We start from the raw sequence: 17,657 nt of genomic DNA, 5'->3' as shown, positions 1-17,657 counted from the left end.
ATGAATGATCAACTGATTTACGAACAACCTTTAAATGAAAAAACAAGAAGCTATTTACGCCTTGAGTATCTAGCTGACCAACTAAAACAACATGTTGACATAGATCATCAGCATCACTGCTTTTATCCTTTATTTTCCTTATCCGAACTTACAGACCGTTGCGATTACCGTACAGATATATTAAAAGATATTGAAAAACAACTTGTTCTGTTAGAAAAATGGCATGCATTACCTCATGTAGATAAACACCAAATACAAACTATTATAGACAAACTAAATACAGCTAAAGCACCATTACAAACTAATGAAAGAATAGGTTGTCATTTAAAGAATGATCGCTTCATTGCAGCACTAAAACAACGTTTTGGCATGCCGGGAGCTTGCTGTAATTTCGATTTACCACAATTACATTTCTGGCTATCTAAATCATGGCCAGAAAGGCAAAACGACCTAAATGGATGGGTTTCTCAATTCAAAGCAATATTAGATCCAATCAAAACGCTCCTCGATTTAACCAGAAGCACTGCAGAATTTAGAACATCGGAAGCCCCGCTAGGCTTTTATCAAGGAAACAGTCCTCAATCCCTTACACTTATTAGAGTTCGTATCCAAAACTCACAGGGTTGCTACCCTACAATCAGCGGACATAAAAATCGTTATGCTATTCATTTTGTCAATTTTACCAACCAAAAACACACGGAAAAATTAGTTAAATTCCAACTAGCAACTTGCAGTTAAATTCATTAATATTCAAACGAATTTATAAAGTGAGAAAATTATGCCCATTTCAGTTAAATGTCCAATATGCCAAAGTGAAGTTGAATGGATCCAAGAATCTAAATTTAAACCTTTCTGTAGTGAAAGATGTAAATTGATTGATCTCGGAGATTGGGCTAGTGAGAAACACACAATACCAGTCAAACCAGAATTCGATCATGAAATGTTAGATAGCGAAGGTTTTGACGAAGGCGACTTCTTTAAACATTAATCTTTCAGCAAAACAAAAGAATCTTTATGAAAAGAGTAAATGTAGCAGTTGGTGTCATCATAAATAAACAACAACAGATATTGCTGGCCATGAGGCATGCACACCTTCACCAAGGGAATAAATGGGAGTTTCCAGGTGGTAAGGTCGAAAATGATGAAACTGTGTCTGAAGCGTTAATCAGAGAGCTTAAGGAAGAAGTTGGCTTGAATGTAAATTCAACTATTTCGTTTATGGACATCTCACATAACTACCCTGATAAACAGGTATTTCTACAGATCCATTTAGTGACAGACTTTTCTGGCTTAGCTATTGGATTAGAAGGCCAACAAATACGATGGGTTGATAAAGCAGACCTTTGTCAGTATGAATTCCCTGCAGCAAATCTTCCCATACTAGAAAAATTATTAAATCAGAGCTAAACCATACCCCTTATAAAGCACCTTCTTACTAGGTGCTTCTACTACTCTAGCTAAACAAATTTAGATACAACTCCAGTCAACTATCATATAAGTCTCTATTTTATTACTCACTATCATTATTTATAAAATGCACAGACATATGGATTTATATGACATGCTTAAATAAACCTATTTGATACAACAGCCTTCACATACAAACAAGTCTTTTGTACTCCATATTATTTTAAATACCAACCAAAACAAAACTAATTACATCAGTTACGGACTACCTGTTCTCATTAAGTACTCTTATTAAGATAAATTTGGCGCTTGGCGATGTTCAGCTGCGGATACATCCTCCGCGTTCCATATCTGTATAAAGCGTTGCGTTATCAACACACACATTGCACCCTACTTTCACCTGTTCATTCGTTAAAAGCCGTAAAACGCAAAAAGCCCGCTACATAGTAGCGGGCTTAATACTTATTAGACGCTTGGCGATGACCTACTTTCACATGGGGAGACCCCACACTATCATCGGCGCTATTGCGTTTCACTGCTGAGTTCGGGATGGGATCAGGTGGTACCACAATGCTATTGTCACCAAGCAAATTCTTGCTTCATTTACCGCAAACGCAGTAAATAATAATTCGGAAATCTGATAACTCTTTCGAGATTTTTTTGAGTTCGCACTTCATTAAGCGCTTTATATTCGTATCTAAGTTCGACTTTTCAGTCTGTAATAAATCTAGTTACCACAACACACTCAGATAAAACTCATCTGGGTTGTATGGTTAAGCCTCACGAGTCATTAGTACAGGTTAGCTCAACGCCTCACAACGCTTACACACCCTGCCTATCAACGTCCTAGTCTCGAACGGCTCTTTAGAGAGATTAAATCTCTAGGGATGACTCATCTTAGGACTCGCTTCCCGCTTAGATGCTTTCAGCGGTTATCGATTCCGAACGTAGCTACCGGGCAATGCTATTGGCATAACAACCCGAACACCAGCGGTTCGTCCACTCCGGTCCTCTCGTACTAGGAGCAGCTTCCTTCAATCATCCAACGCCCACGGCAGATAGGGACCGAACTGTCTCACGACGTTCTGAACCCAGCTCGCGTACCACTTTAAATGGCGAACAGCCATACCCTTGGGACCGACTTCAGCCCCAGGATGTGATGAGCCGACATCGAGGTGCCAAACACCGCCGTCGATATGAACTCTTGGGCGGTATCAGCCTGTTATCCCCGGAGTACCTTTTATCCGTTGAGCGATGGCCCTTCCATACAGAACCACCGGATCACTATGACCTACTTTCGTACCTGCTCGACGTGTATGTCTCGCAGTTAAGCTGGCTTATGCCATTGCACTAACCGTACGATGTCCGACCGTACTTAGCCAACCTTCGTGCTCCTCCGTTACTCTTTGGGAGGAGACCGCCCCAGTCAAACTACCCACCAGGCACTGTCCCGAACCCCGATAAGGGGCCGCGGTTAGAACATCAAAACTACAAGGGTGGTATTTCAAGATTGACTCCACTCCATCTAGCGACGAAGTTTCAAAGTCTCCCACCTATCCTACACATGTAGGTTCAATGTTCAGTGCCAAGCTATAGTAAAGGTTCACGGGGTCTTTCCGTCTAGCCGCGGGTATACGGCATCTTCACCGCAATTTCAACTTCACTGAGTCTCGGCTGGAGACAGCGTGGCCATCATTACGCCATTCGTGCAGGTCGGAACTTACCCGACAAGGAATTTCGCTACCTTAGGACCGTTATAGTTACGGCCGCCGTTTACTTGGGCTTCGATCATGAGCTTCTCCGAAGATAACCCAATCAATTAACCTTCAAGCACCGGGCAGGCGTCATACCGTATACGTCATCTTGCGATTTTGCACAGTACTGTGTTTTTGATAAACAGTTGCAGCCACCTGGTATCTGCGACTCCCAACAGCTTAGAGAGCAAGTCTCATCACCGTCAGGAGCGTACCTTCTCCCGAAGTTACGGTACCATTTTGCCTAGTTCCTTCAGCCGAGTTCTCTCAAGCGCCTTGGTATTCTCTACCCGACCACCTGTGTCGGTTTGGGGTACGATTCCTACTAACCTGAAGCTTAGAAGATTTTCCTGGAAGCATGGCATCAACTACTTCATCACCTTAGTGACTCGTCATCAGTTCTCAGCCTTAAGTAAACCCGGATTTGCCTAAGTTTACAGCCTACAACCTTAAACGCGGACTACCAACGCCGCGCTAGCCTAGCCTTCTCCGTCTCTCCATCGCAGTTAGCAGAAGTACAGGAATATTGACCTGTTTCCCATCGACTACGCCTTTCGGCCTCGCCTTAGGGGTCGACTCACCCTGCCCCGATTAACGTTGGACAGGAACCCTTGGTCTTTCGGCGAGGGAGTTTTTCACTCCCTTTATCGTTACTCATGTCAGCATTCGCACTTCTGATACGTCCAGTGTGGGTTACCCCTTCACCTTCAACCGCTTACAGAACGCTCCTCTACCGCTTGCTAGTAAACTAGCAAACCCATAGCTTCGGTGTATTGCTTAGCCCCGTTAAATCTTCCGCGCAGGCCGACTCGACTAGTGAGCTATTACGCTTTCTTTAAATGATGGCTGCTTCTAAGCCAACATCCTAGCTGTCTAAGCCTTCCCACATCGTTTCCCACTTAGCAATAACTTTGGGACCTTAGCTGATGGTCTGGGTTGTTTCCCTTTTGACGACGGACGTTAGCACCCGCCGTCTGTCTCCCGAGTAGTACTCACTGGTATTCGGAGTTTGCAAAGGGTTGGTAAGTCGGGATGACCCCCTAGCCTTAACAGTGCTCTACCCCCAGTGGTATTCGCTCGAGGCGCTACCTAAATAGCTTTCGAGGAGAACCAGATATCTCCGAGTTTGATTGGCCTTTCACCCCCAGCCACAAGTCATCCGCTAATTTTTCAACATTAGTCGGTTCGGTCCTCCAGTTGATGTTACTCAACCTTCAACCTGCCCATGGCTAGATCACTCGGTTTCGGGTCTACGCCTTGCAACTAAACGCGCAGTTAACACTCGGTTTCCCTACGGCTCCGCTATTCGCTTAACCTCGCTACAAAACGTAAGTCGCTGACCCATTATACAAAAGGTACGCAGTCACGGTCTCAAGAACCGCTCCCACTGCTTGTACGTACACGGTTTCAGGTTCTATTTCACTCCCCTCACAGGGGTTCTTTTCGCCTTTCCCTCACGGTACTGGTTCACTATCGGTCAGTCAGGAGTATTTAGCCTTGGAGGATGGTCCCCCCATATTCAAACAGGATGTCACGTGTCCCGCCTTACTCGTTTTCATCTATGGTTAGTTTTCATGTACGGGACTATCACCCTGTACCGTTGAGCTTTCCAACTCATTCCACTAACACCCCATAGACTTAAGGGCTAATCCCCGTTCGCTCGCCGCTACTAGGGGAATCTCGGTTGATTTCTTTTCCTTCGGGTACTTAGATGTTTCAGTTCCCCGAGTTCGCCTCATACAGCTATGTATTCACTGTATGATGACCACTTATGTGGCCGGGTTTCCCCATTCGGATATCGTTAGCTCAAGTGCTTATTACTAGCTCGCCAACGCTTTTCGCAAGTTATTACGTCCTTCATCGCCTCTGACTGCCAAGGCATCCACCGTATACGCTTAGTCACTTAACCATACAACCCACATCAGTTTCATAAATGAAAATAAGTGTTGTTAAAGCGGGTAGCCTTAACAGTTATATCGTAACTAGCTGGTTTATTACATAATTTGCATCTCTTTCGAGTACACAAATTCGCCTTAGATTTTTAGAATATTCAAGACACTTAATAAAGTGTTTTGAGAACTCAATGTATTATTGAAAAAGGATTAATTTCCCAATAATACGATTTTGTAAATAACACAACGACAGACATCATCATGTTAAATACTATCAGCTTTCCAAATTGTTAAAGAACAATGCTAACCGGCTCGCGGCGCATTTCGCTCAACTTCCGAAGAAGTTAACAAGCAATCTGTGTGAACACTCAACAAACATTAAGTTAGTCGTATAGGTAAGGAGGTGATCCAGCCCCAGGTTCCCCTAGGGCTACCTTGTTACGACTTCACCCCAGTCATGAACCACACCGTGGTAAACGTCCTCCCGAAGGTTAGACTATCTACTTCTGGTGCAGCCCACTCCCATGGTGTGACGGGCGGTGTGTACAAGGCCCGGGAACGTATTCACCGTAGCATTCTGATCTACGATTACTAGCGATTCCGACTTCACGGAGTCGAGTTGCAGACTCCGATCCGGACTACGACGTACTTTGTGAGATTAGCTAGACCTTGCGGCTTTGCAACCCTCTGTATACGCCATTGTAGCACGTGTGTAGCCCTACTCGTAAGGGCCATGATGACTTGACGTCGTCCCCACCTTCCTCCGGTTTATCACCGGCAGTCTCCCTAGAGTTCCCGCCATTACGCGCTGGCAAATAAGGATAGGGGTTGCGCTCGTTGCGGGACTTAACCCAACATTTCACAACACGAGCTGACGACAGCCATGCAGCACCTGTCTCACAGTTCCCGAAGGCACCAAACCATCTCTGGTAAGTTCTGTGGATGTCAAGAGTAGGTAAGGTTCTTCGCGTTGCATCGAATTAAACCACATGCTCCACCGCTTGTGCGGGCCCCCGTCAATTCATTTGAGTTTTAACCTTGCGGCCGTACTCCCCAGGCGGTCTACTTAATGCGTTAGCTTGGGAGCCCAGTGCTCAAGGCACCAAACTCCGAGTAGACATCGTTTACGGCGTGGACTACCAGGGTATCTAATCCTGTTTGCTCCCCACGCTTTCGTACATGAGCGTCAGTCTTTGTCCAGGGGGCCGCCTTCGCCACCGGTATTCCTTCAGATCTCTACGCATTTCACCGCTACACCTGAAATTCTACCCCCCTCTACAAGACTCTAGTTCACCAGTTCTAAATGCAATTCCCAGGTTGAGCCCGGGGATTTCACATCTAGCTTAATGAACCGCCTGCGTACGCTTTACGCCCAGTAATTCCGATTAACGCTTGGACCCCTCGTATTACCGCGGCTGCTGGCACGAAGTTAGCCGGTCCTTCTTCTGTAGGTAACGTCACAGCTAACGGTTATTAACCGTTAACCTTTCCTCCCTACTGAAAGTGCTTTACAACCCTAAGGCCTTCTTCACACACGCGGCATGGCTGCATCAGGCTTTCGCCCATTGTGCAATATTCCCCACTGCTGCCTCCCGTAGGAGTCTGGGCCGTGTCTCAGTCCCAGTGTGGCTGATCATCCTCTCAGAACAGCTAGGGATCGTCGCCTTGGTGAGCCATTACCTCACCAACTAGCTAATCCCACCTAGGTTCATCCAATCGCGAAAGGCCCGAAGGTCCCCTCCTTTCCCCCGTAGGGCGTATGCGGTATTAGCAGTCGTTTCCAACTGTTATCCCCCTCGACTGGGCAGATCCCTAGGCATTACTCACCCGTCCGCCGCTCGTCACCTCAGGAGCAAGCTCCCTTGTGTTACCGCTCGACTTGCATGTGTTAGGCCTGCCGCCAGCGTTCAATCTGAGCCATGATCAAACTCTTCAATTAAAGTTTTGTTAAAGCAACCATTCTTATAAATAAGAACGTCGCTTTGGCTCAATGAATTCTGATTTCGATTTAAAGACTCGGAAGAATCTCTAAAACGTTTGTTACATATTGCTATGAACACTCATCGTTACATTGAGTAAATAATTTTGATTGCTACCTAAGTAGCAATTTCGATTAACTCAACACCTGTGAGTGTCCACACAGATTTCTTGTTTGATTGTTAAAGAGCGTTGGTATCAATCTTTCAGATACCGCCGTTAGACGCTAGGTCGTTGGCTTAGGGATGCGTATTCTACACTTCCCGTTGTGGGCGTCAAGTCATTTTTAACGTTAATTTAAAATGCTTTTCTGCCCGTTAATTATGATGATGTAAAACCGTCTTAATTAACGCTAACACGTTGAGCCTATTGGCCTGTCGCCGTGTCAGTGGATGCGCATTATAGGCAAATCAGAATTTCGCGCAAGGGCTTTTTTGCATAAAAATGAAGTTTTTTAGCATTAAACGCTTAAGTACAGGATACACACTTGTTACCCCCACAGTTACCCACAATTTAAGGGGTAATAGCCGTTAATTACCGCAGTGCTATAACAACCTTTTATTCCCCAACGTCAATGATACAAAGAGTTAACGGCCATCGTAACCGCCATTTCTGCTATTCACTCGTAGCAGCACAATGATGACTGCGGTAAAACTATCCCCATTTTTCGGGTTGATAAATTGTTTCAGCGTTAAAAAGCGCTGATCTAACGACACATTTATCAGACGCGGCTTTCAATTTTAGTTGAATTGGTAAAAAAAACCGAAAATATCTAAATTTATTCTAGCTGTAATACGTTCTTAATCATTTGGGGTCGGTCAGTGCTGCTTCAAATTAACTGAAAAAACTTCTATAAAGTTAATACAGCTGGCATAGCTGCGCCATACAGATAGGTTGAAGTATGACTTTTTATAAGATGTTTAGAGCCGTTAATCTTTTTGAGTCGAAAAATGAGTTATATAGACGGAAGAGTAGAAGAGTAGAAGAGTAGAAGAGTAGAAGAGTAGAAGAGTAGAAGAGTAGAAGAGTAGAAGAGTAGAAGAGTCGAAGAGTCGAAGAGTCGAAGAGTCGAAGAGTCGAAGAGTCGAAGAGTCATTAGTTTATAAAATCAAACACTCCGCATTTTTTGAACTTTATTTAGCTCTTCACTTAAATTATTTGTGACAATCAAAGAACCAAACAGCCAAAAGTTATGTGTAATACTCATTTATCGACAACCTTTTAGCTGTAAATGTTTTACAAACCCAAACGAAAAAAGGCCTAACTCATGAGTTAGGCCTTTATCTTATTTGGCACCTGGAAATAACCTGTTTACACATGGGGAGTCCCCACACTATCATCGGCGTAATTGCGTTTCACTGCTCAATTTGGGATGTGATCAGATGTTACTACAATGATATTGTCTCCAGACAACGCTATTTTTAAGGATGGTGAATCGAGCGGCGACCTCATCCTTACCAAGAATGCGCTCTACCTAGTGAGTAATTACTAGTGTATTAAATACTCGTACAAAAATAATAAATCAAACGAAAAAAGCCCTAACTCGTTGAGTTAGGGCTTTATCTAATTTGGCGTCTGGAAATGACCTACTTTCACATGGGGAGACCCCACACTATCATCGGCGCGATTGCGTTTCACTGCTGAGTTCGGGATGGGATCAGGTGGTACCACAATGCTATTGTCTCCAGACAAATCTGGTTTTAAAGATGGTGCTGATACCCAGAATCGAACTGGGGACCTCATCCTTACCAAGGATGCGCTCTACCGACTGAGCCATATCAGCATGATCTTGGTTCTCTTTCTAGAAAATTAGGCGCTTGGCGATGACCTACTTTCACATGGGGAGACCCCACACTATCATCGGCGCTATTGCGTTTCACTGCTGAGTTCGGGATGGGATCAGGTGGTACCACAATGCTATTGTCACCAAGCAAATTCTTGCTTCATTTACCGCATTCGCAGTAAATAATAATTCGGAAATCTGATAACTCTTTCGAGATTTTTTTGAGTTCGCACTTCATTAAGCGCTTTATATTCGTATCTAAGTTCGACTTTTCAGTCTGTAATAAATCTAGTTACCACAACTCACTCAGATAAAACTCATCTGGGTTGTATGGTTAAGCCTCACGAGTCATTAGTACAGGTTAGCTCAACGCCTCACAACGCTTACACACCCTGCCTATCAACGTCCTAGTCTCGAACGGCTCTTTAGAGAGATTAAATCTCTAGGGATGACTCATCTTAGGACTCGCTTCCCGCTTAGATGCTTTCAGCGGTTATCGATTCCGAACGTAGCTACCGGGCAATGCTATTGGCATAACAACCCGAACACCAGCGGTTCGTCCACTCCGGTCCTCTCGTACTAGGAGCAGCTTCCTTCAATCATCCAACGCCCACGGCAGATAGGGACCGAACTGTCTCACGACGTTCTGAACCCAGCTCGCGTACCACTTTAAATGGCGAACAGCCATACCCTTGGGACCGACTTCAGCCCCAGGATGTGATGAGCCGACATCGAGGTGCCAAACACCGCCGTCGATATGAACTCTTGGGCGGTATCAGCCTGTTATCCCCGGAGTACCTTTTATCCGTTGAGCGATGGCCCTTCCATACAGAACCACCGGATCACTATGACCTACTTTCGTACCTGCTCGACGTGTATGTCTCGCAGTTAAGCTGGCTTATGCCATTGCACTAACCGTACGATGTCCGACCGTACTTAGCCAACCTTCGTGCTCCTCCGTTACTCTTTGGGAGGAGACCGCCCCAGTCAAACTACCCACCAGGCACTGTCCCGAACCCCGATAAGGGGCCGCGGTTAGAACATCAAAACTACAAGGGTGGTATTTCAAGATTGACTCCACTCCATCTAGCGACGAAGTTTCAAAGTCTCCCACCTATCCTACACATGTAGGTTCAATGTTCAGTGCCAAGCTATAGTAAAGGTTCACGGGGTCTTTCCGTCTAGCCGCGGGTATACGGCATCTTCACCGCAATTTCAACTTCACTGAGTCTCGGCTGGAGACAGCGTGGCCATCATTACGCCATTCGTGCAGGTCGGAACTTACCCGACAAGGAATTTCGCTACCTTAGGACCGTTATAGTTACGGCCGCCGTTTACTTGGGCTTCGATCATGAGCTTCTCCGAAGATAACCCAATCAATTAACCTTCAAGCACCGGGCAGGCGTCATACCGTATACGTCATCTTGCGATTTTGCACAGTACTGTGTTTTTGATAAACAGTTGCAGCCACCTGGTATCTGCGACTCCCAACAGCTTAGAGAGCAAGTCTCATCACCGTCAGGAGCGTACCTTCTCCCGAAGTTACGGTACCATTTTGCCTAGTTCCTTCAGCCGAGTTCTCTCAAGCGCCTTGGTATTCTCTACCCGACCACCTGTGTCGGTTTGGGGTACGATTCCTACTAACCTGAAGCTTAGAAGATTTTCCTGGAAGCATGGCATCAACTACTTCATCACCTTAGTGACTCGTCATCAGTTCTCAGCCTTAAGTAAACCCGGATTTGCCTAAGTTTACAGCCTACAACCTTAAACGCGGACTACCAACGCCGCGCTAGCCTAGCCTTCTCCGTCTCTCCATCGCAGTTAGCAGAAGTACAGGAATATTGACCTGTTTCCCATCGACTACGCCTTTCGGCCTCGCCTTAGGGGTCGACTCACCCTGCCCCGATTAACGTTGGACAGGAACCCTTGGTCTTTCGGCGAGGGAGTTTTTCACTCCCTTTATCGTTACTCATGTCAGCATTCGCACTTCTGATACGTCCAGTGTGGGTTACCCCTTCACCTTCAACCGCTTACAGAACGCTCCTCTACCGCTTGCTAGTAAACTAGCAAACCCATAGCTTCGGTGTATTGCTTAGCCCCGTTAAATCTTCCGCGCAGGCCGACTCGACTAGTGAGCTATTACGCTTTCTTTAAATGATGGCTGCTTCTAAGCCAACATCCTAGCTGTCTAAGCCTTCCCACATCGTTTCCCACTTAGCAATAACTTTGGGACCTTAGCTGATGGTCTGGGTTGTTTCCCTTTTGACGACGGACGTTAGCACCCGCCGTCTGTCTCCCGAGTAGTACTCACTGGTATTCGGAGTTTGCAAAGGGTTGGTAAGTCGGGATGACCCCCTAGCCTTAACAGTGCTCTACCCCCAGTGGTATTCGCTCGAGGCGCTACCTAAATAGCTTTCGAGGAGAACCAGATATCTCCGAGTTTGATTGGCCTTTCACCCCCAGCCACAAGTCATCCGCTAATTTTTCAACATTAGTCGGTTCGGTCCTCCAGTTGATGTTACTCAACCTTCAACCTGCCCATGGCTAGATCACTCGGTTTCGGGTCTACGCCTTGCAACTAAACGCGCAGTTAACACTCGGTTTCCCTACGGCTCCGCTATTCGCTTAACCTCGCTACAAAACGTAAGTCGCTGACCCATTATACAAAAGGTACGCAGTCACGGTCTCAAGAACCGCTCCCACTGCTTGTACGTACACGGTTTCAGGTTCTATTTCACTCCCCTCACAGGGGTTCTTTTCGCCTTTCCCTCACGGTACTGGTTCACTATCGGTCAGTCAGGAGTATTTAGCCTTGGAGGATGGTCCCCCCATATTCAAACAGGATGTCACGTGTCCCGCCTTACTCGTTTTCATCTATGGTTAGTTTTCATGTACGGGACTATCACCCTGTACCGTTGAGCTTTCCAACTCATTCCACTAACACCCCATAGACTTAAGGGCTAATCCCCGTTCGCTCGCCGCTACTAGGGGAATCTCGGTTGATTTCTTTTCCTTCGGGTACTTAGATGTTTCAGTTCCCCGAGTTCGCCTCATACAGCTATGTATTCACTGTATGATGACCACTTATGTGGCCGGGTTTCCCCATTCGGATATCGTTAGCTCAAGTGCTTATTACTAGCTCGCCAACGCTTTTCGCAAGTTATTACGTCCTTCATCGCCTCTGACTGCCAAGGCATCCACCGTATACGCTTAGTCACTTAACCATACAACCCACATCAGTTTCATAAATGAAAACAAGTGTTGTTAAAGCGGGTAGCCTTAACAGTTATATCGTAACTAGCTGGTTTATTACATAATTTGCATCTCTTTCGAGTACACAAATTCGCCTTAGATTTTTAGAATATTCAAGACACTTAATAAAGTGTTTTGAGAACTCAATGTATTACTGAAAAAGGATTAATTTCCCAATAATACGATTTTGTAAATAACATAACGACAGACATCATCATGTTAAATACTATCAGCTTTCCAAATTGTTAAAGAACGGGCTAAAAAAAGCCAAAGATAATGTTCAGATTATCTTTGGCATCTCTTAATTGCATATGTCGACTCAAAATAATGAGAAGATGTAAATGGTGGAGCTATGCGGGATCGAACCGCAGACCTCCTGCGTGCAAGGCAGGCGCTCTCCCAGCTGAGCTATAGCCCCATTTACATGCAGTGAACAAATACGTTAATACAAAATCTTCGCTTAGGAGAAATGAAGATTTTGGTGGGTCAGAGTGGACTTGAACCACCGACCTCACCCTTATCAGGGGTGCGCTCTAACCAGCTGAGCTACAGACCCAACGTATATTGCTCTTTCTTTCTATCAAGTAATCTGTGTGAACACTCATCAAATATTGAGTTAGTCGTATAGGTAAGGAGGTGATCCAGCCCCAGGTTCCCCTAGGGCTACCTTGTTACGACTTCACCCCAGTCATGAACCACACCGTGGTAAACGTCCTCCCGAAGGTTAGACTATCTACTTCTGGTGCAGCCCACTCCCATGGTGTGACGGGCGGTGTGTACAAGGCCCGGGAACGTATTCACCGTAGCATTCTGATCTACGATTACTAGCGATTCCGACTTCACGGAGTCGAGTTGCAGACTCCGATCCGGACTACGACGTACTTTGTGAGATTAGCTAGACCTTGCGGCTTTGCAACCCTCTGTATACGCCATTGTAGCACGTGTGTAGCCCTACTCGTAAGGGCCATGATGACTTGACGTCGTCCCCACCTTCCTCCGGTTTATCACCGGCAGTCTCCCTAGAGTTCCCGCCATTACGCGCTGGCAAATAAGGATAGGGGTTGCGCTCGTTGCGGGACTTAACCCAACATTTCACAACACGAGCTGACGACAGCCATGCAGCACCTGTCTCACAGTTCCCGAAGGCACCAAACCATCTCTGGTAAGTTCTGTGGATGTCAAGAGTAGGTAAGGTTCTTCGCGTTGCATCGAATTAAACCACATGCTCCACCGCTTGTGCGGGCCCCCGTCAATTCATTTGAGTTTTAACCTTGCGGCCGTACTCCCCAGGCGGTCTACTTAATGCGTTAGCTTGGGAGCCCAGTGCTCAAGGCACCAAACTCCGAGTAGACATCGTTTACGGCGTGGACTACCAGGGTATCTAATCCTGTTTGCTCCCCACGCTTTCGTACATGAGCGTCAGTCTTTGTCCAGGGGGCCGCCTTCGCCACCGGTATTCCTTCAGATCTCTACGCATTTCACCGCTACACCTGAAATTCTACCCCCCTCTACAAGACTCTAGTTCACCAGTTCTAAATGCAATTCCCAGGTTGAGCCCGGGGATTTCACATCTAGCTTAATGAACCGCCTGCGTACGCTTTACGCCCAGTAATTCCGATTAACGCTTGGACCCCTCGTATTACCGCGGCTGCTGGCACGAAGTTAGCCGGTCCTTCTTCTGTAGGTAACGTCACAGCTAACGGTTATTAACCGTTAACCTTTCCTCCCTACTGAAAGTGCTTTACAACCCTAAGGCCTTCTTCACACACGCGGCATGGCTGCATCAGGCTTTCGCCCATTGTGCAATATTCCCCACTGCTGCCTCCCGTAGGAGTCTGGGCCGTGTCTCAGTCCCAGTGTGGCTGATCATCCTCTCAGAACAGCTAGGGATCGTCGCCTTGGTGAGCCATTACCTCACCAACTAGCTAATCCCACCTAGGTTCATCCAATCGCGAAAGGCCCGAAGGTCCCCTCCTTTCCCCCGTAGGGCGTATGCGGTATTAGCAGTCGTTTCCAACTGTTATCCCCCTCGACTGGGCAGATCCCTAGGCATTACTCACCCGTCCGCCGCTCGTCACCTCAGGAGCAAGCTCCCTTGTGTTACCGCTCGACTTGCATGTGTTAGGCCTGCCGCCAGCGTTCAATCTGAGCCATGATCAAACTCTTCAATTAAAGTTTTGTTAAAGCAACCATCCTTATAAATAAGAACGTCGCTTCGGCTCAATGAATTCTGATTTCATTTTAAAGACTCGGAAGAATCTCTAAAACGTTTGTTACATATTGCTATGAACACTCATCGTTACATTGAGTAAATAATTTTGATTGCTACATTCTTTACTAGAAAGAAGTAAGCAATTTCGATTAACTCAACACCTGTGAATGTCCACACAGATTACTTGATAAATTGTTAAAGAGCGTGGAATCAATTTTTCAGACTCCGCCAGTAGACGCTAGGTCGTTGGCTTGGGATGCGTATTCTACGCAATTCCCTTATCGCGTCAAGTCATTTTTAAACTTATTTAAAAACTATTTTCAGCGTCACTTTACAGTGAACTGATTTGGCGTGTAACCCATGCTAGTGCGTGGTTTGCCGTGTCAGTGGTTGCGCATTATAGGGAGATTCTGAAAGTCTGCAAGGGATTTTTCAATGTTTTTTGCATTTTTCATGATCTTTTATATTAGCCACAAGCTACCCACTATTTACCCCCAAAGTTATCCACAAAAAACCACTAAACGACTAATTTGCAGCCACTTTTTAGTAAGCACAAAAAAAGCAGCCAAATTGGCTGCTTTTTAAAATGACAATGATAAGGAGAGGTTTAGCTCAATTTACCATGACATTGCTTATACTTCTTACCTGAGCCACAAGGACAGGGATCATTACGACCGACCTTTTCACCGTCTCTGATTACCGTTCTTGCTGTAGCTGTTGCAGGTATAGCTTCACCTTCAGAGTTATCAGTTAATGATTCTGATGCTGCATGCTGGTATTCACGTTGAACTTTAGCTTCTTCATCGCGACGACGCTGCTCCATATCATCGACGTCTGACTGCGCTTGTACTTGTACTTTAGATAGTACGCTAATCACATCATGCTTTAACGACTCCAACATTTGCTGGAATAGCTCAAACGATTCACGTTTGTATTCTTGCTTTGGATTTTTCTGCGCATAGCCACGTAAGTGAATACCTTGACGCAAATGATCCATTGCCGCTAAATGCTCTTTCCAAAGTCCATCTAGTGTTTGCAGCATGACCGCTTTTTCAAATTGACGGAGAACTTGTTCGCCTACCATCTGTTCTTTAGCTTTGTATGCTTCGCTCCAACTAGAAACAATACGCTCACGTAATGTTTCTTCATGAAGATCATCTTCAGTATCTAGCCACTCTTGAATAGTCAGTTGCAAACCAAACTCTTGTGCAAGACGTTGCTCTAAAGCGGGTACATCCCATAATTCTTCAACTGATTGTTGAGGGATATATTGATCAATCACACCACTGACAACATCTTGTTCAATATTAGAGATAGTATCTTCAATCGTTTCAGCATCCATTAACTCGTTACGCTGTGAGTACACAACCTGACGTTGGTCATTGGCAACATCATCGTATTCTAGTAGTTGCTTACGAATATCGAAGTTACGTGCTTCTACTTTACGTTGCGCGTTTTCAATCGCACGAGATACCCAAGGATGCTCGATGGCTTCGCCTTCTTCCATACCTAGCTTTTTCATCATGCCAGATACTTTTTCTGAAGCGAAGATACGCATCAAGCTATCTTCCATAGAAAGATAGAAACGTGAAGAACCTGCATCACCTTGACGACCAGAACGACCACGTAACTGGTTATCGATACGACGAGATTCATGACGCTCTGTACCTAGGATGTGTAAACCACCTGACGCAATAACAGCATCATGGCGAATTTGCCATTCCGCTTTAATGCGAGCAATTTGATCTTCGGTTGGATTCTTTAATGCTTCAACTTCGACTTTCCAGTTACCGCCTAACACGATATCGGTACCACGTCCTGCCATGTTAGTTGCAATTGTCACGACTCCAGCACTACCTGCTTGAGCAACAATATCTGCTTCTTTTTCATGGAACTTCGCATTCAATACTGAATGTTGAATTTTAGCTTGAGTTAATAGCGTGGCTAAAAGCTCAGATTGTTCAATTGATACGGTACCAACAAGCACCGGCTGTCCGCGTTCACGACAACCTTTGATATCTTCGATGATGGCATTGTATTTTTCTGTCGCAGTAAGATAAACCAAATCAGGCATATCATTACGAACCATCGGCTTATTAGTTGGGACAACAACAGTATCTAATCCATAGATGTGTTGAAACTCAAAAGCTTCGGTATCTGCAGTACCCGTCATCCCAGCTAACTTCTCATATTGACGGAAGTAGTTTTGGAATGTTATTGACGCTAGTGTTTGGTTTTCATTTTGAATATTTACACTTTCTTTAGCTTCAACAGCTTGATGTAAACCTTCAGACCAACGACGACCTGGCATGGTACGGCCGGTATGTTCATCAACAATAATCACTTCATCGTCTTGAACAATATAATCAACATCACGTTCAAATAATTTATGCGCTCTTAAAGCGGCATTAACGTGATGCAGTAACGAAATATTCGCTGCCGAATAAAGTGAATCACCTTCATTAAGCACACCAAGTTCAACTAAAAGTTGCTCGACTTTTTCTTGACCACGTTCAGTAAAGTGAACTTGTTTGGCTTTTTCATCAATACTGAAATCACCTTCACCAATCTCATCTTCTGTATCTTCTTTTTCTTGAACGATAAGATTAGGAATAAGCGTGTTAACTTTAATATAAAGTTCTGAACTATTCTCAGCAGCACCAGAGATAATCAATGGCGTACGAGCTTCATCGATTAGAATTGAATCGACTTCATCAATCAGTGCGTAATGCAACGGACGTTGAACTCGTTCTTGAGGAGAGAAAGCCATGTTGTCACGTAGGTAATCGAAACCAAACTCGTTGTTAGTACCATAGGTAATATCTGAGTTGTATGCTTCTTTCTTTTCTACTTGACCAAGACCTGCGACGTTAATACCAACGCTTAGCCCTAAGAATTCAAACAATGGACGGTTGTTTTCCGCATCACGGCGAGCAAGATAGTCATTCACTGTAATGACGTGAACGCCTTTACCAGTGATACCATTTAAATAAGCTGGCAGCGTTGCAGTTAAGGTTTTACCTTCACCGGTTCTCATTTCAGCGATACGGTTACTATCTAGTACCATACCACCCAGTAATTGCACGTCAAAATGACGCATGTCGAAAACACGTTTAGATGCTTCACGTACAGTGGCAAACACTTCTGCCATCAGTGAATCTAACGTTTCACCGTTTTCAATACGCTGGCGAAAATCTTCTGTTTTGGCTTTTAGTTCTTCATCAGATAGCTTTTCATATTCAGCTTCTAATGCATTAATTTTAATTACAACTTTACCAAGGCCTTTCAAGGTACGGTCGTTACGACTGCCGAATACTTTTGTCAGTAATTTGCCTAACATCTTAATCACTTATCTCTTGTAGGTTGAGCTCAAATGAGCG

The 17,657-nt window shown here is 45.1% G+C and carries 5 protein-coding genes, 3 tRNA genes and 8 rRNA genes; 3 read left to right on the top strand and 13 right to left on the bottom strand.

Annotated features, from left to right (window positions below; all coding sequences use genetic code 11):
* From zapD to mutT, 3 genes are read left to right on the top strand one after another with little or no spacing between them, the layout of a single operon-like run.
* A complete protein-coding gene (gene zapD, locus FPK91_RS15830; RefSeq protein WP_144212242.1) occupies positions 1-738 on the top strand; it encodes a cell division protein ZapD in 738 nt (245 codons plus the stop codon).
* Positions 739-778: 40 nt separating this feature from the next.
* The gene (yacG, locus tag FPK91_RS15825; RefSeq protein ID WP_144212240.1) at positions 779-988 is read left to right on the top strand and encodes a DNA gyrase inhibitor YacG; all 210 of its coding nucleotides are present in this window, start codon (positions 779-781) and stop codon (positions 986-988) included.
* A gap of 26 nt (positions 989-1,014) precedes the next feature.
* Positions 1,015-1,407, top strand: coding sequence for an 8-oxo-dGTP diphosphatase MutT (mutT, locus tag FPK91_RS15820; protein ID WP_144212238.1), 393 nt, complete (start codon positions 1,015-1,017; stop codon positions 1,405-1,407).
* 471 nt (positions 1,408-1,878) lie between these two features.
* Here mutT and rrf (FPK91_RS15815) read toward each other — a convergent pair.
* The 13 genes from rrf (FPK91_RS15815) to secA form a co-directional block, all read right to left on the bottom strand.
* Positions 1,879-1,994: ribosomal RNA gene (rrf, locus tag FPK91_RS15815) — 5S ribosomal RNA — on the bottom strand.
* A 182-nt stretch (positions 1,995-2,176) separates the two neighbouring features.
* Positions 2,177-5,070: ribosomal RNA gene (locus FPK91_RS15810) — 23S ribosomal RNA — on the bottom strand.
* 379 nt (positions 5,071-5,449) lie between these two features.
* A 16S ribosomal RNA gene (locus FPK91_RS15805) occupies positions 5,450-6,992 on the bottom strand.
* A gap of 625 nt (positions 6,993-7,617) precedes the next feature.
* Positions 7,618-7,746, bottom strand: a complete 129-nt coding sequence (locus FPK91_RS21180) for a hypothetical protein (RefSeq protein WP_264371766.1) — start codon at positions 7,744-7,746, stop codon at positions 7,618-7,620.
* Positions 7,747-8,324: 578 nt separating this feature from the next.
* Positions 8,325-8,440 (bottom strand): 5S ribosomal RNA (gene rrf / locus FPK91_RS21295).
* A gap of 163 nt (positions 8,441-8,603) precedes the next feature.
* Positions 8,604-8,719 (bottom strand): 5S ribosomal RNA (gene rrf, locus FPK91_RS15800).
* 18 nt (positions 8,720-8,737) lie between these two features.
* Positions 8,738-8,813 (bottom strand) — tRNA-Thr (locus tag FPK91_RS15795).
* 32 nt (positions 8,814-8,845) lie between these two features.
* Positions 8,846-8,961: ribosomal RNA gene (gene rrf, locus FPK91_RS15790) — 5S ribosomal RNA — on the bottom strand.
* A gap of 182 nt (positions 8,962-9,143) precedes the next feature.
* A 23S ribosomal RNA gene (locus FPK91_RS15785) occupies positions 9,144-12,037 on the bottom strand.
* A gap of 370 nt (positions 12,038-12,407) precedes the next feature.
* Positions 12,408-12,483: transfer RNA gene (locus FPK91_RS15780), tRNA-Ala, on the bottom strand.
* A gap of 61 nt (positions 12,484-12,544) precedes the next feature.
* Positions 12,545-12,621 (bottom strand) — tRNA-Ile (locus tag FPK91_RS15775).
* Positions 12,622-12,694: 73 nt separating this feature from the next.
* Positions 12,695-14,237 (bottom strand): 16S ribosomal RNA (locus tag FPK91_RS15770).
* The 16S, 23S and 5S rRNA genes sit together here with 3 tRNA genes alongside, the layout of an rRNA operon.
* Positions 14,238-14,884: 647 nt before the next feature.
* Positions 14,885-17,617, bottom strand: a complete 2,733-nt coding sequence (gene secA / locus FPK91_RS15765; protein ID WP_144212236.1) for a preprotein translocase subunit SecA — start codon at positions 17,615-17,617, stop codon at positions 14,885-14,887.
* Positions 17,618-17,657: the final 40 nt, after the last annotated feature.

Origin of the sequence: Shewanella donghaensis, assembly GCF_007567505.1 — a bacterium.
Lineage (GTDB): Bacteria > Pseudomonadota > Gammaproteobacteria > Enterobacterales > Shewanellaceae > Shewanella > Shewanella donghaensis.
This window is presented reverse-complemented; position numbering and strand designations above follow the sequence as displayed.

Coding starts and splice junctions, on each gene's coding strand:
- yacG (WP_144212240.1), top strand. CDS start 779: ATGCCCATTTCAGTTAAATGTCCAATATGCCAAAGTGAAGTTGAATGG.
- secA (WP_144212236.1), bottom strand. CDS start 17,617: ATGTTAGGCAAATTACTGACAAAAGTATTCGGCAGTCGTAACGACCGT.
- zapD (WP_144212242.1), top strand. CDS start 1: ATGAATGATCAACTGATTTACGAACAACCTTTAAATGAAAAAACAAGA.
- mutT (WP_144212238.1), top strand. CDS start 1,015: ATGAAAAGAGTAAATGTAGCAGTTGGTGTCATCATAAATAAACAACAA.